This window comes from Winogradskyella sp. MH6 (genome assembly GCF_022810765.1).
Lineage (GTDB): Bacteria > Bacteroidota > Bacteroidia > Flavobacteriales > Flavobacteriaceae > Winogradskyella.
The window spans coordinates 1,399,198-1,416,445 of sequence record NZ_CP094494.1 but is presented as its reverse complement, the minus strand read 5'-3'; the positions used below and the strand labels follow the sequence as shown (position 1 = coordinate 1,416,445).

The window sequence follows — 17,248 nt, the reverse complement described above, 5'->3', positions numbered from 1 at the left end:
AAAGACTTCAAATATAATAAATGTTACCGATGAAAAGTTTATTGATCGCATTTCAACATTTATCTTTGCATCCATGACTATAGACTACAAAAACATAAAGATTCATTACACAGTTTCAGGAGAAGGTAAGACCATTTTGTTATTGCATGGTTTTTTAGAAACCTCAGCCATGTGGAAAGATTTGGAACCCGAATTTGCAAGAACACACCAAGTGGTTTGCATAGATTTATTAGGACATGGCGAAACGGACTCTTTAGGATATGTACACACAATGGAAGCCATGGCAAAAGCTGTGTATGCCGTTTTGGAACATTTAAAGATAAAAAACGCCAAAGTGATTGGACATTCTATGGGAGGATATGTGGCTTTAGCATTGGCAGAACAACAACCTCAACTTTTTGAAGGACTTTGTTTAATGAATTCCACATTTGAAGCTGATAGTGAAGAACGCAAAGTCTTAAGAACACGTGCCAACGAGATGGCAAAGACTAATTTTGAAAATTTAGTCCGTATGTCTTTTGCAAATCTTTTTGCTCCTGAAAGTAGAATTAGTTTTAAAACTGAGTATGAACAGGCTTTAAATATTGCTCTTAATACATCGCTTCAAGGTTATATGGCAGCAAATGAAGGCATGAAGCTAAGGCCAAATAGATTTGAAGTTTTTAAATCACTTAAAGCGCACAAGCTCATCATCTTAGGAGAAAAAGATACATTGATAAATAAGGATTTACTGATTGCAAAAATTGTAGACACAGACATAAAATATTCTGAATTATCAGAAGGACACATGAGTCACATTGAAAATTTATCAGAATTAACTTACTTTTTATTACGTTTTATCGAAAAATAATACTTTTTGACGTTTTAGATAATTTATTTATTAAGTTTAACCAACTCAAAATGTTTATCTTAAATCTTAACCTACTATGTCAGCAACCAAACTCTACTGTGATTTCTTCGGTCACAACTACAAGATGACAAAAAAAGTGACAAATCACGTTAAGGAATACACGTGTTCTTGTTGCAAAAAGCAATTGACTACAAACAGCAATGGCCAGCTTACCGAATTAACCCCAAAATATCAAGAGATAAATTCTGCATTAGAGCGTATTTATAACAACAGAATGTTGCGTTCAAAGCGAAAAATACTCAATTCATCGATTTGTTGATTGTTAACAACTTGTGAATAACTCTTTTTCTTATATTTAAATCCCTGTTGAATTTAATCCCTTAACTAAGAAAAATAGTACTCACAAATGAAAAATGTGTTATGCTCTTTAATCGGACATGATTTTGAAGTCTCTAAGGTAGTAACCTATCATGTTAAAGAATATAAATGTAAGCGCTGCAGTTCCGAAATGACTATTGACGGAAACGGAAAATTTATCCCACTAACACCCAAACACAAAGAAATTAATTCGGTATTAAACCGTGTACACAACAAACGCTTAGAAAGAAGTCAAAAACTTCTTATGATTGATTATTAAGGGCATTCCAACCTTTTGCGATAATTGGTATTTTTTGTTCTGCTCTAGTCACTAAATGCATTCCTCTTTCCTCTTCTGTCATGTAACCAATTACGGTTAAATTAGGATTTCCTTTAATCTTTGGATAATCTTCTTGAGAAATTGTCATTAACAACTCATAATCCTCACCTCCGTTTAAAGCTACGGTTGTACTATCTATATTAAATTCTTCACATGTTGAAATCACCTGAGGATCTAATGGAATTTTATTTTCATAAATATCAACACCTACTTTACTCTGTTTGCAGAGATGAATTACTTCAGAAGATAGCCCATCACTAATGTCTATCATACTTGTTGGCTTTACTTCCAATTTTTGAAGAAGCTCAACGATATCTTTTCGCGCTTCGGGTTTTAGCTGTCTTTCAACAATATATGTATACATAGATAAGTCTGGCTGCGAATTTGGATTTACTTTAAAGACTTCCTTTTCGCGCTCTAAAACCTGTAATCCCATGTAAGCTCCACCAATATCACCTGTAACAACTAGTAAATCGTTTGGTTTTGCTCCCGAACGTAACACTTCATTTCCTTTTTCAACCTCACCAATAGCTGTGATAGAAATTATTAAACCCGACGTTGATGACGTAGTATCTCCACCTACAACATCAATATTGTAAAATTCAGCAGCTGTTGTAATACCAGCATATAATTCTTCTAAGGCTTCAAGCGGAAAACGATTAGATACAGCTATAGACACTGTAATTTGAGTCGCTTTCGCGTTCATGGCATAAATGTCGGAAAGGTTAACCATAACAGCTTTATAACCCAAGTGCTTTAAAGGCACATAACTCAAATCAAAGTGTACTCCTTCTACCAACAAATCAGTAGATACAACAATTTGCTTTTTACCATAATTCAAAACAGCAGCATCGTCTCCAATCCCTTTTACAGTAGACTTATGATTTATCTTAAAATGCTTGGTTAAGTGGTCTATAAGTTTAAACTCTCCTAACTCACTTAAAGGTGTACGTTTTGGATTTTTATCTTCTATCATGATGCAAAAATATTATGCTTTTTTGAATAAAAGCGTTTAAACCAACGTTAATTATCTGGTAATTTTAACTAAATGTGAAATTTACTGTAAATTGCTTAAAAAAATTTTATGACTGTTTTTGTCCCAAAAAAATGTTTCTTTCAAGTAATCGCTTGTACTTTTTTATCCATTCTGATATTTGGGTGTTCTAATGACGACAACAATAGTGATGGTTCTAATACAATTTTACCACAATTTCCTTGTGAAAACGGATTTGCTAATGGCCATCCTTGTAACGGGTTTGACCTTATGAGTCATATCCCTAATGATATTTTAGGCGGTGAAGGAGCAGAAGGTAACGATTCTTGGGGCTGGACCGATCCTGAAACCGGAAATGAATACGCTCTAGTTGGCACTACAACCTGCGCTGCTTTTGTTGATATTACGGACCCTTCAAGTCCAATCTTTTTAGGAACTTTACCAACCGCTACGGTAAATAGTCTTTGGAGAGATATTAAAGTATATAATAATCATGCTTTTATAGTGAGCGAAGCACCAGATCATGGCATGCAGGTTTTTGATTTAACCCGCTTAAGAAATGTCGCCAATCCACCCGAAACATTTACAGCAGATGCTAACTATAATGAATTTGGAAAGGCTCATAATATCGTCATTAATGAAGATAGCGGCTTTGCTTATGCCGTGGGTTCAGACACTTTTAACGGAGGTCCTCATTTTATTAATATTCAAAACCCAACCTCACCTGTTGCAGCTGGTGGCTATGCTAATGATGCTTACTCTCACGATGCTCAAGTTGTAACTTATAATGGGCCAGATGCAGATTATACTGGCAGAGAAATTTTAATTGGTAGTAACGCTAATGAAGTGGTGATTATAGATGTTACCGACAAAGCAAACCCTGTTCAAATTTCAACTATAGATTACGGTAATTTAGGCTATGCACATCAAGGTTGGTTTACTGATGATATGGTCTACTTTTTACTTGGTGATGAACTTGACGAAATTAATTTTGGCACTAACTCTAGAACTATAGTTTTTGATTTTAGCGACTTAGATAATCCTATATATCATATGGAATATTTAGCACCAACTTCTGCCATAGACCATAACGGTTATGTAGTAGGCAATACGTTTTATGTTGCTAATTATTCAGCTGGTCTTAGAGCTATTGATATTTCGAGTCTAGATGAAGGTGTAATGATTGAAACTGGTTTTTTAGACACCTATATTCCTAATGACAATACAGCTTTCAATGGTGCATGGAATATCTATCCGTTTTTTGAAAGTGGTAATATCATCGTTAGCGATATTGATGGTGGTTTGTTTATTGTAAGACCTTCAAATTAGCATATATGATCAATAAAGTCAGTACATATTGTTTTATGGTTTTACTACTCTTAAGCTGTAGTAGTGATGACGCTTCTACTTCTAATAATGATGACCAAGTAACATTCGTCAAAACCTATGGAGGTTCCAAAAACGATAGTGCACAATCCGTTACGGCCACTACCGATGGAGGTTATATCATTTTGGGTTATACACAAAGTAATGGCAATGATATTACCGATAAACAAGATGAAAGTTTTGACTATTGGGTATTAAAATTTGATGCGACTGATCAATTACAATGGCAAAAAACCTATGGAGGCAGTTTAGACGATAGAGGTAGTGATATTATTCAAACTTCAGATGGTGGTTATGCTATTTTGGGATATAGTTTTAGTAATGATGGAGATGCTACCGAAAACGCAGGACTTCAAGACTATTGGCTCGTGAAACTAGATGCTAACGGAAATATATCTTGGGAAAAATCCTTTGGTTACCAAGGTGCAGATTCCGGCATTACAATGACTGAAACTAATGACCAAGGATTTTTAGTTACTGGTATTTTAGACGTTACAGCTTCAGGAGGAGAAGGAAATTCATCCCGAAACGCAAACAGGCATGCTGGTGGTGATTATTGGGCTTTAAAACTCGATATTTCTGGTAACTTAGAGTGGAGCCATTACTTTGGTGGCAATTTTACAGATACACCTTATGGAGTTGTCCAAACCAACGATAATGGTTACATAGTAGTAGGAAGTTCAGATAGTGAAGACACTGATATTTCTAGCAATATTGGAACTTATGATTTTTGGGTTATTAAGATTTCTGAGTCTGGCGATTTAGTTTGGGAAAAGTCCTTTGGAGGTTCTCAAATCGATGAAGCTAGAGCCATCGTTAAAACTAATGATGGCAATTACATCATTGCTGGTGATACTCGTAGTAGTGATAATGACGTATCACAAAATAAAGGAGCAGCGGATTTATGGTTTATAAAAATATCACCTTCTGGAAATCTCATCTGGGAAAGGACGATTGGAGGTTCTAGTTTTGATGTGGCCAGAGCTATAAAAAAATCTCAAAACAACGGTTTTTTACTTTCGGGAAGTTCCCGAAGTAGCGACATGGATGTTTCTGAAAACAAAGGTCAAAATGATGCTTGGGTTTTAAAAACAGATAACAATGGTAATTTGCTATGGGAAACCACGGTTGGAGGCTCCAATATTGATTTTTCTTATGATGTCGTCGAATTAATAAATGGTTCGGTCATTGCTGTTGGTGATACCGCTAGTAGTGATGGAGACATCATAGAAAACAAAGGATTTACAGATTTATTAATTATTAAAATAGATTAAAAATATCATTAAAATGAATAAAATCGTTTCACTTTTATGTCTGCTAGTTTTGCTTAGCGCATGCAATTCAAGTGATGATTCAGATAGTACATCTCAGGTTTCAACTACATTCGTGTTTACACATAATTGGGATGGAGCACTTATTAGAGATTATAATTTTGGCCCTATTCAATATGTAAATGCAAACGGTGAATCTATTGGGTTTGAAAGGCTTCGTTATGTAATTTCAGATATCATTTTCACAAAAGCCAATGGAGAAGAAATTGAGCTCGATATTTACAATCTGGTGGACCTCACCAATGGAGTAAATATGGAATATACACCAGAGACTCAGATTCCCGTTGGTAATTACACAAATGTGTCTTTTACGTTTGGTTTAGATAATGAGGATAATGCTGAAAATTACACTGATCTTAACTCAGCTTCATTTAATGTTCCTGAAACAATGGGAGGAGGTTACCACTACATGCAATTTGATGGTAAATTCATTAACTCTAATTCGGAAGAGCAAGGGTTTAACTACCATGCGATAAGAGCTGTTGATAATGTTGGTGCTAATCCAACATTCCCACAAGACACCTTCTTTACAGTAAATCTTGGTGCTTTAGAAATCACCAATGATGTTGAAATTGAAGTAAAAATGAATATCGCAGAATGGTTTAAAAACCCGAATCTCTGGGATTTAAATGTATATAACCAAACGCTGATGCCAAATTCTACAGCTCAGATAATGATGTATGAAAATGGACAAAATGTATTCAGTTTAGGAGACGTGTTTCAATAGTTTGAAAAGATGAAAGCCCATAATGGGCATTTGGCAAGCAAAGACCATCACCCACCAAAATAATTAAATAACTAAACCATAGGTTTTTGCTAAAATTTAAATAGATGAAAAAAGGATTGTTGCTTATTATAATTATGCTTTGCTCTAGTTGTTCTAGTGAAGACTCGGGTTACCAACCTACATCATTACCTCTGGATATTCCTGAAATATTTTCAAACAATATTATAGCACCTATTATACCTACAGACAATCCTCAAACCGTTAAAGGAGTAGCTCTTGGCAAGAAACTATTTTTTGATAGAATTCTATCCGCAGATGGTACACAATCTTGTGCAACTTGTCATTCACCTCAGAGTTCTTTTTCAGAAAACTTACCAACAAGTGTAGGCATAGATGGCATTTCAGGACCAAGAAATGCAATGCCTTTGTTTAATCTGGCATGGAATTATGGAGAGCGTTTTAATTGGGATGGATCTGCATTGAGTCTTGAACGCCAAGCCGAGGAACCTGTTGAAAATCCTATTGAATTACATAGTAATTGGGACAATGTTGTTGACCGACTGCAAAATCATCCTGAATATCCAGAATTATTTCAATTAGCATTTAATACCTCAACGATAACAAAAGAGTTAACCACTAAAGCTATAGCTCAATTTGAACGTACTTTGATTTCTGCAAATTCAAAATTTGACAAATATACACTTGGTCTGGCCACCCTAACACCACAAGAACTGAATGGGCTTGATATTTTCTTAAGAGAGGATAAAGGCGATTGTTTTCATTGCCATGGCAATCCTAACAATCCGCTTTGGACTGATAATGATTTTCACAACAACGGACTAGACGCAACGTTTACAGATTTAGGATTGGGCACTATAACTGGTGACCCAAATGACAACGGAAAATTTCGTTCTCCTTCTTTGAGAAATTTAGCGTATTCAGCACCTTATATGCACGATGGTAGATTCGCTACTTTAGACGAAGTTATAAATCACTACAGCGAAGGGCTTCAAAACTCACCAACAATTGACCCACTGATGAAAAAAATTAATCAAGGAGGAGTACAATTGTCCGCCCAAGATAAAGCGGATTTAAAAGCATTTCTGCTAACACTTTCTGACCCTTCATTTTTAAACAATCCTGATTTTCAAAACTAAAATGTAAGTTTATTCTTGTTATTTGATGTTTTTCATCGAAAAACGACGGATTTAAGCAGTGAATTCTTTTAGGTTTACTTACATTTTCAGTCCCAAACCTTATGAGATGAAACCTACTACAAGCAAAGCATTGCCCTGTGCTGTGTTTGGTCATAATTATGTCAAGTCAAAAACAAATTCTGACCAAACTGCCGAATTAACATGTACACACTGCAACACAGTTGTAAAAACAGATGTAAGCGGAAATTTTGAAGAATTACCTGTAAATAATAAACATATTCAAACTACACTTAGACAATTATTTCATCTCAAACTCCAAACTGCTAAGCCTAAATTTTCTTAACTAATAGGGAAACTCTATTAAATCATATGCTAATATAATGTTAGTAAACATGGTTAAACCTTAGTTAAATCGTATATTTGCGTTCAATTTAGAATTAATCTGCTTTAATATATGATTAAAGTTTCTGAACAAGCAAAGAAAAAAGTCATCGAACTAATGAGTGATGACGGTTACAATCCTGATACTGACTACATTAGAGTTGGTGTTAAAAGTGGTGGATGCTCTGGTTTATCATACGATTTAAAATTTGACAAAGAGCAAGTTGAAGATGATAAAGTTTTTGAAGATAATGGTGTAAAAATCATTGTAGACAAAAAGAGTTTCTTATACCTTATTGGCACTACTTTAGAATATTCAGGAGGATTAAACGGAACCGGATTTGTATTTAACAATCCCAACGCCAACCGTACATGTGGTTGCGGCGAATCATTTTCTTTATAAAAAAACGCAATGAGTAAATATACTGAAGACGATTTAAGAGAAGAATTAAAAACCAAAGAATACGAATATGGTTTTTATACAGATATTGAATCTGAAACTTTTCCTAATGGACTTAACGAAAATATTATAAAAGCTATCTCTAAAAAGAAGGAAGAACCAGAGTGGATGACAGAATGGAGATTAGAAGCTTTTAAGGCATGGCAAGAAATGGAAGAGCCTGATTGGGCTAATGTACATTATGAAAAACCAGACTTTCAAGCTATTTCTTATTATTCTGCACCTAATAGCAAACCTAAATACGATAGCCTAGACGAAGTAGATCCGGAGTTATTAGCCACTTTTGAGAAGCTAGGTATTTCTCTAGACGAGCAAAAGAAATTAGCTGGTGTTGCCATGGATGTGGTAGTAGATTCAGTTTCTGTAGCGACCACTTTTAAAAAGACCCTAGCTGAAAAAGGCATCATTTTTATGAGTATTTCTGAAGCCATTAAAGAGCATCCAGAACTTGTGAAAAAATATATTGGTACTGTTGTTCCGCAAAAAGACAACTTCTATGCGGCTTTAAACTCTGCCGTTTTTAGTGATGGCAGTTTTTGTTATATCCCAAAAGGTGTTCGTTGCCCAATGGAACTTTCAACCTATTTCCGAATTAACCAAGCAGGAACAGGTCAGTTTGAAAGAACACTTGTTATTGCCGACGAAGGTAGTTATGTGTCTTACTTAGAAGGTTGTACTGCACCAAGTAGAGACGAAAACCAATTACACGCAGCTGTTGTTGAGCTAATTGCTTTAGACGATGCTGAAATAAAATATTCTACGGTTCAAAACTGGTATCCAGGAAATGCTGAAGGTAAAGGTGGTGTTTTCAATTTTGTAACCAAACGTGGGCTGTGTGAGAAAAACGCAAAAATTTCTTGGACACAAGTAGAAACAGGTTCTGCTGTAACCTGGAAATATCCAAGTTGTGTACTTAAAGGAGATAACTCAGTCGGTGAATTTTATTCCATAGCTGTTACTAATAATTTCCAGCAAGCCGATACTGGGACAAAAATGATTCACTTAGGAAAAAACACCAAGTCAACCATTATATCTAAAGGTATATCTGCAGGTAAATCTCAAAATTCTTACCGTGGATTGGTTCAAATAAATTCTAGAGCAGAAAATGCTCGTAACTTCTCTCAGTGCGATAGTTTATTAATGGGTAATGAATGTGGAGCGCATACATTCCCATATATTGAAGCTAAAAATAAATCGGCACAAATTGAGCACGAGGCTACAACAAGTAAAATTGGTGAAGACCAGATTTTTTACTGTAACCAACGTGGTATAGATACAGAAAAAGCCATTGCTTTAATAGTTAATGGTTTTAGTAAAGAAGTATTAAACAAACTACCAATGGAGTTTGCTGTTGAAGCTCAAAAATTATTAGAAATCAGTTTAGAAGGTTCAGTAGGATAAGACTATGAAAAAAATTGCAATCATTTTGTTGGCCTTAATAAGTTTTGTAAGCTGTAAAAACGAAACCAAAAAAGAAGCTAATTTAGAAGAAAACAGAGCAAAATCATATGACCAAAACGATGGTTTTATTACCATGAAAGGTGAATTTGTATATGATGCAGACCAAAATGCTGCTGTGTTTGAGTCTCCAAACGGAACTATTTATGCGGTTGTTGTAGATGAGAATATGCACCAGCTAAATGAAAAAGTAAAACCTTTTAAAGAGCACAAATATACCTCTGTACCTGTAACAGTGAGAGTAAAAAAATCTAAAAACACAAACCCAAATATTAAATGGGAAGAAGCCTTAGAAATTAAGGATATATTAAAGGTTGAAAAACCAAATCCAAATAAAGAAGACGTTATAAAATTATCAAACTAAGACAATGTTAAAGATAAACAACTTACACGCAAGCGTAGAAGATAAAGCAATATTAAGAGGTATTAACCTTGAAGTTAAACCTGGAGAAGTACATGCTATAATGGGACCTAATGGTTCTGGTAAAAGTACATTAGCCTCTGTAATTGCTGGAAAAGAAGAGTATGAAGTTGAAGAAGGAGAAATTTTGTTAGAAGGTGAAAACATTGACGAACTTGCAGCAGAAGAACGTGCACACAAAGGTGTTTTCTTATCATTTCAATATCCTGTAGAAATCCCAGGAGTTAGTGTTACTAACTTTATGAAAACAGCCATAAACGAAACTCGTAAGGCTAAAGGTTTAGAAGATATGCCAGCTAACGAAATGCTAAAGATGATTCGTGAAAAATCCGAACTTTTAGAAATAGATCGTAAATTTTTATCACGTTCTTTAAATGAAGGCTTTTCTGGAGGTGAAAAGAAACGTAACGAAATTTTTCAAATGGCAATGTTAGAACCAAAACTAGCAATTCTTGATGAAACAGATTCTGGTTTAGATATCGATGCTTTAAGAATTGTAGCCAATGGTGTTAACAAATTAAAATCTAAAGACAATGCTGTTATTGTGATTACGCACTACCAACGTTTATTAGATTATATCGTACCTGATTATGTGCATGTACTTTACAATGGCCGTATTGTTAAGTCTGGTACAAAAGAATTAGCTCATGAGTTAGAAGCTAAAGGTTACGACTGGATAAAAGAAGAAGTAAACGCTTAATTAATAAGCTAAATGGAATTAAAAGAAAAGTTAGTGTCTTCTTTCATGGCATTCGAAAATATGGTCGATGTAGATTCGCCTGTACATGACATTAGAACAGAAGCTATAAAACATTTTGAAAGTGAAGGTTTCCCGACCAAGCGTCAGGAAGCATGGAAATACACATCTTTAAATTCAATTTTAAAGCATGATTATAGTATGTTTCCTAAACACGAAGAGGCTTTAGAATTTAAAGACGTGAAGAAATATTTCATTCACGATATAGATTCATATAAGATTGTTTTTATTGATGGTAAGTATTCTTCGCATTTGTCTCAAACTACACATGATGGTTTAGACGTTTGCTTAATGTCAGCGGCTTTAACAAAGCCAAAATACAGAATTGTCATTGAAAACTATTTCAATAAAATAGCAACAAAAGATAGTTTATCTGCCTTGAATACTGCATTTTCTGCAGAAGGAGCTTTTATTCATATTCCGAAGAATAAGCTAGTAGACAAACCAATCCAAATCCTTCATTTTTCAACAGGAAATGAAGCGGCTTTAATGTTACAACCTCGTAACTTAGTTATTGTAGATGAAAATTCTCATGTTCAAATTATTGAACGTCATCAGAGTTTAACAGAGAATCCTGTTTTAACTAATTCTGTAACTGAGATTTTTGGTAACAAACGTGCTATTGTAGATTATTATAAAATTCAGAATGATAACCAATCGGCATCATTGATAGACAACACATTCATCAATCAAAAGCAAGAAAGTATTGTAAAAGTGCACACCTTCTCTTTTGGTGGAAAATTGATAAGAAATAACCTCAACTTTTACCAAAATGGTGAGCGTATAGATTCTACAATGAAAGGCATCACTATTATTGGTGATAAACAGCATGTAGATCACAATACACTAGTTCATCATATAGAACCTAACTGCGAAAGTCATCAAGATTACAAAGGTATTTTTGGAGATAATTCTACTGGTGTTTTCAACGGAAAGGTTTTGGTAGAAAAAGAAGCTCAGAAAACAGATGCGTTTCAAGCCAACAATAATATTTTATTAAGTGATAAAGCAAGCATAAACACCAAACCTCAGCTAGAGATTTTTGCTGATGATGTAAAATGTTCTCACGGTTGTACCATTGGGCAATTAGATGAGAGTGCTATGTTTTACTTGCGCTCACGTGGTATACCAGAAAAAGAAGCAAGAGGATTGTTGATGTTTGCTTTTAGTAACAATGTTTTAGATTCAGTTAAAATTCCTGAAATAAAAAATAGGATTACTAAGATTATTGCCAACAAACTAGGTGTTAATATTGGGTTTGATTTATAGAACCCAAATAAAACAGAAAAAGGATTGCTAAATAGTAATCCTTTTCTTTTTAAAAATAATTTCTTTTACAGTACCATCACAAGACAAGAGCATTCCTGTTACCTTGCCATTTCTATCTTTTACAAAATGATATAGCGTTCTGTCACCATTTCCAAATTGATTTAATTGAATAGGTTTTAAAGTAACCTCTTCATTTTCTTTGTAGGTTAGTTTAAGCACATTATCTTTTAAATAAAAACGATAGTTAACATCTAACTCTTCAGAATAAAAATCGCCAATAAAATCTTTCACAGTAACTAAAGTCTCATCAATAAATTTAGCGTGTTTAAAATAAAATGGTGTGCCACCAAATGAAATTACCATATCATGACTAGATGATGGTGTAAAATCGTACTTAACATTTTCACTTTGGGCCCTGTGAAATTTATTTGTAGCGTATTGCACAAGAGCAACAGGTGTTTTACCCATTGAACCCAAAGCTTTTAAAGTATCATTCTCTACAAATAGCTTCATGGTCATGTCACTGTTTATTTCTTTAAATTCTCCTGTAAATTGATTAACATCCTGTTTTTTAAACGATGATTGAATAGTTTTCACCTCTTTCATTTTTTCATCTTTTAGAAGAATATCTAAAACTTGATAAGCTACACGTGTCGCATCAATAGTTTGTGTATTTGTTAAGACAATAATCCCTAATTGCTTTTCCTTAACAGCAATTAAATGAGAGCGAGCTCCAAAACCGTAACCACTATGACCAACCACTTCAAAACCTTTGTAAGTGTCAATCATTACTCCTCTTGCATAATTTGCTTTTTTACCAGAGTTTAAAGTTTCGGTTTGTTTTAAAAATTGTGCTAAAGGTTTAAATTCTGAAATTTGTTCATTGAGCATTTGCGTCCAAATCGCCAAATCATTGACAGAAGAACCCATACTACCTGCACCATAACTTAGTTGACTATTAACTGAGTATTTAAATCCATTACCATCTGGAACATATCCTATTGCTCTGTTTTTTATAGGTTTTCCGTGCTCTACCCTTACAAATGTGGAATTCATCTTTAAAGGTTCTAGTATTTTAAGTTTTAAATAGTCATTGAGATTTAAACCAGACACACGCTCAATAATTAGCGTTAATAAATTATAATTGGTGTTTGAATAGCTTACTTTTTCATTTGGCAAATGATTAAGATTTTTTTGTCTTTTAGCTAATTCTAAAACTGTGTTATTATCGTAATAATTGTTATCATAGTCAAAACCTGACAAATACATTAATGTATGATAATTTCTTATGCCACTGGTATGATTTAATAAATGTTTGATTTTAACGACTTCTCCATAATCTGGAAATTCAGGAAAATAAGTTCTTATATCATCTTCTAAACTCAGTTTATCTTCATTGATTAATGCCCAAATAGCAGCTGCCGTAAATTGCTTTGTAATTGATGCAATATTATGTACCGTGGAATCGGAATTCTTAATGTCATAATCTAAATTAGAAAGTCCTAGACCTTTGGAATAAATAGATTCGCCGTCTCTTATAACCTTAACACTTAATCCTGGCTCGCCATTAGAGTCATAGACTTTTAATAATTCGTCAATACTTTCTGAGATGTTTTCTTGAGCTTTGAGATGGCAGAAAATCAGAAAAACAAAACATGCAACACTATATTTTAGGATCGACATTGCTTATATTTTTGATAAAAATAGGTTGGTATAAGACCAAAATTGAGAAATAAGAACCCAATAAATACAATAACACCTCTGTAAGGCCAGGTTAAAAACTCAAACATGGCACCAATACCAAGAATAAAAAAGGTTATAAAACCAAGGATGTAAAACGATTTTTTCATAACAAGTTTATTTAGGAGTATTTATGAATAGATTTTTTATAATTAGCATATAAATGCGTTGGTAAAATCACTAATACCGAAATTGCTATAGCACCAAGCAACCAAGCATTGGCATAAGGCCAACTCATCATTTGAAAAACCAAACTCACAACCAGTAAAAGAATAACAACAAAGCCTAATGAGAACTTCAGTTTATTTACTGTAATGATTTCTTTAGCTAATTTTTGATGATTTGTTTCTAATTGTAAATTCTGAAAACTAGCATAACCACCAAATTTTTGCAATGCTTGTTGATAGAGTTTATTAAAATCGTCCGTTTCTTGCTCTTCGATATATGTGCAAATGTGATCTAGCAAATCTTCCCTAAGGCTTTCGTCTTTAACACCATACAGAGACAAACTATTATCAATAAATGTGATGTGCTTTTCTGTTAACTCCATTTTTTATATAGGTTTAGTGTTAAAAATTAAGCTTAGGGTATTAATAAAGTCATTAATTTCAATAGTAACACTTTCTACAGTTTTTTTTCCTTCTTTGGTTACCTTGTAATACTTCCTTATGCGCTTACCTATATATACTTTTTCGGTTTCTAATACCTTTTTAGCTTCAAGCTTATGTAAAATAGGATATAGTGCGCCTTCAGAAATATCTATCTTTCCTGCAGTCATCTTTTTTACCTCCTGCGTAATCTCATAACCATACATTCTACCTTTATTATTTATTATGGTTAAAATGATAGGTTGTAATGTTCCTTTTGTTAATTCTTTGCTATACATATTTCAAATATACATTTTATTTAAATGTATTTGTAAAAAATGTTTGTTTTTTTTATTCTAATTTTTAAAAAGCTCTATTCTATAAGTTTTAGTTTGCCACCAATGCTTCGTATTTTTGCATATATTCTTTGAAGACATATGTTTGATATTAATGCAACAAGACAAGACTTCCCCATTCTAAATCGTAAGGTTAATGGTAAGCCTTTAATATATTTTGATAATGCGGCAACATCGCAAACTCCGCAACAGGTTATTGATGTTATTGTAGACTACTACTCTAGCTATAATGCAAATATTCATAGAGGAGTTCATGCCTTAAGCCAAGAAGCAACCGACGCCTATGAGCAGTCGCGTATTAAAATTCAAAAACATTTTAATGCTGCTAAAGCTTACGAGATCATTTTTACATCTGGCACTACACATGGTATTAATTTAGTGGCTAATAGTTTTTCTTCAATTTTAACAAAAGGAGATGAAATCATTGTTTCTGCTTTAGAGCACCACAGCAATATTGTGCCTTGGCAAATGCTTTGTGAAAAAACCGGAGCAGCTCTTAAGGTAATACCAATGGATATGAATGGTGAATTGGTGCTTTCAGAATTTGAAAAACTTCTTAACCAAAACACCAAATTAGTTTTTGTAAACCATGTCTCTAATGCACTTGGTACAATAAATCCCATTGAAACTATAATAGAAAAAGCTCATGACGTTGGCGCTGCTGTTTTGGTTGATGGCGCACAAGCCGCACCGCATATTAAAGCAGATGTACAAGCATTAGACGTAGATTTTTATGTGTGTTCAGCACACAAAATGTGTGGACCAACTGGTGTTGGTGTACTTTACGGAAAAGAATCGTGGTTAAAAAAATTACCTCCTTACCAAGGTGGTGGCGAAATGATTGCAGAAGTAACGTTTGAAAAAACAACTTATGCAGATTTACCTCACAAGTTTGAAGCCGGAACACCTAATATTTGTGGCGGAATTGCTTTTGGTGCGGCTATAGATTACATGAACTCTATTGGTTTTGAAACTATAGCAAAGTACGAAAATGAACTTTTAGTTTATGCCACAGAGCAGCTTCAAAAAATTGAAGGCTTAAATATTTATGGTACTTCAAAAAACAAGACTTCTGTTATTTCTTTTAACGTTGGTAATATTCATCCTTACGATATTGGAACAATCCTAGACAAAATGGGTATTGCAGTGCGTACTGGTCATCATTGCGCTCAGCCAATAATGGATTTTTATAAAATACCAGGTACCATTAGAGCGTCCTTTATGTTCTATAATACCAAAGAAGAAATAGACTCTTTTATTGCTTCGTTAAAGAAAGCTGTAATGATGTTGTCTTAACTTTAAACTACTCATAGAAATACTTAAATCTCAAGTATCGAAAGAGTTTGGCATCAAAAGTGTAACTTAGACTAATAAAACCTTTTTTTATGAAATTTTTACTGAGTCTTTTTACTTTGTTAACACTTACAGGATCTTGTAATTCTGCTAAAGAAACGCTTACGGAACAAAAAAAGAGTATGGAGCAATTTAACCTATCTGGAACTTATGCCATAAATCAATTTGAGTCTAAAGACGTAACTCCTAAAAATCTTACGATAACTTTTAACGATTCTACCAATCAGGTTTCTGGTTTTTCAGGTTGTAACACGTTTTTCGGAAATTATACAGTTAACGAAAACACGCTTAAATTCGGACCAATTGCGAGTTCTAAAAAATACTGTGGAGGAGAACGAAGTAATTTTGAAAAAGCATTTCTGAATGCTATTAGCACAGTTAATTCTTTCGTTGTTAAAAACGACAGCATTACTTTTCTAAATGAAGGTACTGAAGTTTTTACAGCTACAAAAAGCGAAGCCTCAAGACCTGGAAAAAGTGAGGTTGTACAAGATAATTACAAAAAATTTGCAGTTATTTATGAAACCTCAACAAGAGGGGCTTTTGAACATATTGAGGTTTCAAAAGCTGAAATAAAAATTTCAAAAGATAGAAGTTTAAAAAACATAGAGACCTACGAGTGCAATCCGCAAGATTGGAAAGCGCTTAACGAACTATTGAGCAATGCTGTTGTAGAAAATCTAGATTTGCTAAAAGCACCAACAGATAAGCGTCTATATGATGGTGCTGCACACGCAACACTATCTGTAATAAAAGGAGATGTTGTAATGATGACTCCCACCTTTGATCATGGTACACCACCTCAAGAAATAGAATCAATAGTTAATAAGATATTATCAATGGCAGAAATTGCAACTAAACAGTAGCGATTTTGTAACTTTGCTTTAAATGAATTTGATTATGACTATTGAAGAAATTCAGAATGAAATCATAGATGAGTTTTCAATGTTTGATGATTGGGAAGAACGCTATCAATACATGATAGATTTAGGCAAAACACTTCCATTAATTGACGAACAATACAAAACCGATGACCATATCATAAAAGGTTGCCAAAGTAAGGTTTGGGTACATGCTGAAATGAACGATGACAAAGTAGAATTTACAGCAGATAGCGATGCTATTATTACAAAAGGTATTATTGCTATTTTAATACGAGTATTCTCTAACCAACACCCAAAGGATATTATTGAGGCAAATACCGATTTTATTGATAAAATTGGTTTAAAAGAACACTTATCACCTACTAGAGCTAACGGATTGGTTAGTATGATAAAACAATTAAAAATGTATGCCATTGCATACCAAACGCAGCTAAATTAAG

General features: G+C 33.7%; 21 protein-coding genes. 16 read left to right on the top strand and 5 right to left on the bottom strand.

The genetic code is table 11. The features are described 5' to 3' along the window. The first annotated feature begins 73 nt into the window (after nucleotides 1–73). The 3 genes from MST30_RS06340 (at nucleotide 74) to MST30_RS06330 (ending at nucleotide 1,487) form a co-directional block, all read left to right on the top strand. Nucleotides 74–850, top strand: coding sequence for an alpha/beta fold hydrolase (locus tag MST30_RS06340; RefSeq protein ID WP_243473541.1), 777 nt, complete (start codon nucleotides 74–76; stop codon nucleotides 848–850). Between the two features lie 76 nt (nucleotides 851–926). After that, nucleotides 927–1,169, top strand: coding sequence for a DUF1660 family phage protein (locus MST30_RS06335; protein ID WP_243473540.1), 243 nt, complete (start codon nucleotides 927–929; stop codon nucleotides 1,167–1,169). 87 nt (nucleotides 1,170–1,256) lie between these two features. After that, nucleotides 1,257–1,487 (top strand): DUF1660 family phage protein, encoded by a 231-nt coding sequence (locus MST30_RS06330; protein ID WP_243473539.1) that lies wholly within the window; start codon nucleotides 1,257–1,259, stop codon nucleotides 1,485–1,487. Here the strand turns inward: MST30_RS06330 and thiL are convergent. Further along, nucleotides 1,471–2,523 carry a thiamine-phosphate kinase gene (thiL, locus tag MST30_RS06325; protein ID WP_243473538.1) on the bottom strand — a complete coding sequence of 351 codons (1,053 nt, stop codon included), beginning with the start codon at nucleotides 2,521–2,523 and terminating at the stop codon, nucleotides 1,471–1,473. The two genes, MST30_RS06330 and thiL, sit on opposite strands and share 17 nt — an antisense overlap. Nucleotides 2,524–2,631: 108 nt before the next feature. On the opposite strand from thiL, the gene MST30_RS06320 reads away from it, so the two are divergent. From MST30_RS06320 to sufD, 10 genes are all read left to right on the top strand, one after another. Beyond that, nucleotides 2,632–3,870 carry a choice-of-anchor B family protein gene (locus tag MST30_RS06320; RefSeq protein ID WP_243473537.1) on the top strand — a complete coding sequence of 413 codons (1,239 nt, stop codon included), beginning with the start codon at nucleotides 2,632–2,634 and terminating at the stop codon, nucleotides 3,868–3,870. Nucleotides 3,871–3,875: 5 nt separating this feature from the next. Next, complete coding sequence (locus tag MST30_RS06315) at nucleotides 3,876–5,201, top strand: hypothetical protein (protein WP_243473536.1); 1,326 nt, start codon at nucleotides 3,876–3,878, stop codon at nucleotides 5,199–5,201. A gap of 13 nt (nucleotides 5,202–5,214) precedes the next feature. Next, entirely contained in the window at nucleotides 5,215–5,985 is a 771-nt protein-coding gene (locus tag MST30_RS06310; protein ID WP_243473535.1) for an MbnP family protein, read from the top strand. Nucleotides 5,986–6,089: 104 nt separating this feature from the next. After that, on the top strand, nucleotides 6,090–7,142 hold the full coding sequence (locus tag MST30_RS06305) for a cytochrome-c peroxidase (protein WP_243473534.1): 1,053 nt from the start codon (nucleotides 6,090–6,092) through the stop codon (nucleotides 7,140–7,142). A gap of 106 nt (nucleotides 7,143–7,248) precedes the next feature. After that, nucleotides 7,249–7,485 (top strand): hypothetical protein, encoded by a 237-nt coding sequence (locus MST30_RS06300; RefSeq protein ID WP_243473533.1) that lies wholly within the window; start codon nucleotides 7,249–7,251, stop codon nucleotides 7,483–7,485. Nucleotides 7,486–7,596: 111 nt separating this feature from the next. Beyond that, nucleotides 7,597–7,926, top strand: coding sequence for a HesB/IscA family protein (locus tag MST30_RS06295; protein WP_243473532.1), 330 nt, complete (start codon nucleotides 7,597–7,599; stop codon nucleotides 7,924–7,926). Nucleotides 7,927–7,935: 9 nt separating this feature from the next. After that, nucleotides 7,936–9,384 (top strand): Fe-S cluster assembly protein SufB, encoded by a 1,449-nt coding sequence (gene sufB, locus MST30_RS06290; RefSeq protein WP_243473531.1) that lies wholly within the window; start codon nucleotides 7,936–7,938, stop codon nucleotides 9,382–9,384. Between the two features lie 4 nt (nucleotides 9,385–9,388). Continuing rightward, complete coding sequence (locus MST30_RS06285) at nucleotides 9,389–9,805, top strand: hypothetical protein (protein ID WP_243473530.1); 417 nt, start codon at nucleotides 9,389–9,391, stop codon at nucleotides 9,803–9,805. Nucleotides 9,806–9,809: 4 nt separating this feature from the next. After that, entirely contained in the window at nucleotides 9,810–10,562 is a 753-nt protein-coding gene (gene sufC, locus MST30_RS06280; RefSeq protein WP_243473529.1) for a Fe-S cluster assembly ATPase SufC, read from the top strand. A 12-nt stretch (nucleotides 10,563–10,574) separates the two neighbouring features. After that, a complete protein-coding gene (gene sufD / locus MST30_RS06275; RefSeq protein ID WP_243473528.1) occupies nucleotides 10,575–11,888 on the top strand; it encodes a Fe-S cluster assembly protein SufD in 1,314 nt (437 codons plus the stop codon). Between the two features lie 27 nt (nucleotides 11,889–11,915). Here the strand turns inward: sufD and MST30_RS06270 are convergent, their stop codons facing one another. The 4 genes from MST30_RS06270 to MST30_RS06255 are packed head-to-tail and all read right to left on the bottom strand — an operon-like array spanning nucleotide 11,916 to nucleotide 14,514. Further along, nucleotides 11,916–13,571, bottom strand: coding sequence for a serine hydrolase domain-containing protein (locus MST30_RS06270; RefSeq protein WP_243473527.1), 1,656 nt, complete (start codon nucleotides 13,569–13,571; stop codon nucleotides 11,916–11,918). Further along, nucleotides 13,559–13,738, bottom strand: coding sequence for a hypothetical protein (locus MST30_RS06265; protein ID WP_243473526.1), 180 nt, complete (start codon nucleotides 13,736–13,738; stop codon nucleotides 13,559–13,561). Before MST30_RS06265 ends, MST30_RS06270 begins: the two co-directional genes overlap by 13 nt. Nucleotides 13,739–13,749: 11 nt before the next feature. Continuing rightward, nucleotides 13,750–14,178: a hypothetical protein gene (locus MST30_RS06260; RefSeq protein ID WP_243473525.1), complete on the bottom strand. Its 429-nt coding sequence runs from the start codon at nucleotides 14,176–14,178 to the stop codon at nucleotides 13,750–13,752. A 3-nt stretch (nucleotides 14,179–14,181) separates the two neighbouring features. Then, entirely contained in the window at nucleotides 14,182–14,514 is a 333-nt protein-coding gene (locus MST30_RS06255) for a PadR family transcriptional regulator (RefSeq protein ID WP_243473524.1), read from the bottom strand. Nucleotides 14,515–14,652: 138 nt separating this feature from the next. On the opposite strand from MST30_RS06255, the gene MST30_RS06250 reads away from it, so the two are divergent. From MST30_RS06250 to MST30_RS06240, 3 genes are all read left to right on the top strand, one after another. Continuing rightward, the gene (locus MST30_RS06250) at nucleotides 14,653–15,867 is read left to right on the top strand and encodes an aminotransferase class V-fold PLP-dependent enzyme (protein ID WP_243473523.1); all 1,215 of its coding nucleotides are present in this window, start codon (nucleotides 14,653–14,655) and stop codon (nucleotides 15,865–15,867) included. An 89-nt stretch (nucleotides 15,868–15,956) separates the two neighbouring features. Further along, nucleotides 15,957–16,790, top strand: coding sequence for an META domain-containing protein (locus MST30_RS06245; protein ID WP_243473522.1), 834 nt, complete (start codon nucleotides 15,957–15,959; stop codon nucleotides 16,788–16,790). A gap of 34 nt (nucleotides 16,791–16,824) precedes the next feature. Beyond that, nucleotides 16,825–17,247 carry a SufE family protein gene (locus MST30_RS06240; protein ID WP_243473521.1) on the top strand — a complete coding sequence of 141 codons (423 nt, stop codon included), beginning with the start codon at nucleotides 16,825–16,827 and terminating at the stop codon, nucleotides 17,245–17,247. The last annotated feature ends 1 nt before the right edge of the window (nucleotide 17,248 follow it).

Coding starts and splice junctions, on each gene's coding strand:
- MST30_RS06250 (WP_243473523.1), top strand. CDS start 14,653: ATGTTTGATATTAATGCAACAAGACAAGACTTCCCCATTCTAAATCGT.
- MST30_RS06305 (WP_243473534.1), top strand. CDS start 6,090: ATGAAAAAAGGATTGTTGCTTATTATAATTATGCTTTGCTCTAGTTGT.
- MST30_RS06270 (WP_243473527.1), bottom strand. CDS start 13,571: ATGTCGATCCTAAAATATAGTGTTGCATGTTTTGTTTTTCTGATTTTC.
- MST30_RS06320 (WP_243473537.1), top strand. CDS start 2,632: ATGACTGTTTTTGTCCCAAAAAAATGTTTCTTTCAAGTAATCGCTTGT.
- thiL (WP_243473538.1), bottom strand. CDS start 2,523: ATGATAGAAGATAAAAATCCAAAACGTACACCTTTAAGTGAGTTAGGA.
- MST30_RS06295 (WP_243473532.1), top strand. CDS start 7,597: ATGATTAAAGTTTCTGAACAAGCAAAGAAAAAAGTCATCGAACTAATG.
- MST30_RS06260 (WP_243473525.1), bottom strand. CDS start 14,178: ATGGAGTTAACAGAAAAGCACATCACATTTATTGATAATAGTTTGTCT.
- MST30_RS06340 (WP_243473541.1), top strand. CDS start 74: ATGACTATAGACTACAAAAACATAAAGATTCATTACACAGTTTCAGGA.
- MST30_RS06240 (WP_243473521.1), top strand. CDS start 16,825: ATGACTATTGAAGAAATTCAGAATGAAATCATAGATGAGTTTTCAATG.
- MST30_RS06245 (WP_243473522.1), top strand. CDS start 15,957: ATGAAATTTTTACTGAGTCTTTTTACTTTGTTAACACTTACAGGATCT.
- MST30_RS06310 (WP_243473535.1), top strand. CDS start 5,215: ATGAATAAAATCGTTTCACTTTTATGTCTGCTAGTTTTGCTTAGCGCA.
- sufC (WP_243473529.1), top strand. CDS start 9,810: ATGTTAAAGATAAACAACTTACACGCAAGCGTAGAAGATAAAGCAATA.
- MST30_RS06265 (WP_243473526.1), bottom strand. CDS start 13,738: ATGAAAAAATCGTTTTACATCCTTGGTTTTATAACCTTTTTTATTCTT.
- MST30_RS06300 (WP_243473533.1), top strand. CDS start 7,249: ATGAAACCTACTACAAGCAAAGCATTGCCCTGTGCTGTGTTTGGTCAT.
- MST30_RS06330 (WP_243473539.1), top strand. CDS start 1,257: ATGAAAAATGTGTTATGCTCTTTAATCGGACATGATTTTGAAGTCTCT.
- sufD (WP_243473528.1), top strand. CDS start 10,575: ATGGAATTAAAAGAAAAGTTAGTGTCTTCTTTCATGGCATTCGAAAAT.
- MST30_RS06285 (WP_243473530.1), top strand. CDS start 9,389: ATGAAAAAAATTGCAATCATTTTGTTGGCCTTAATAAGTTTTGTAAGC.
- MST30_RS06315 (WP_243473536.1), top strand. CDS start 3,876: ATGATCAATAAAGTCAGTACATATTGTTTTATGGTTTTACTACTCTTA.
- MST30_RS06335 (WP_243473540.1), top strand. CDS start 927: ATGTCAGCAACCAAACTCTACTGTGATTTCTTCGGTCACAACTACAAG.
- MST30_RS06255 (WP_243473524.1), bottom strand. CDS start 14,514: ATGTATAGCAAAGAATTAACAAAAGGAACATTACAACCTATCATTTTA.
- sufB (WP_243473531.1), top strand. CDS start 7,936: ATGAGTAAATATACTGAAGACGATTTAAGAGAAGAATTAAAAACCAAA.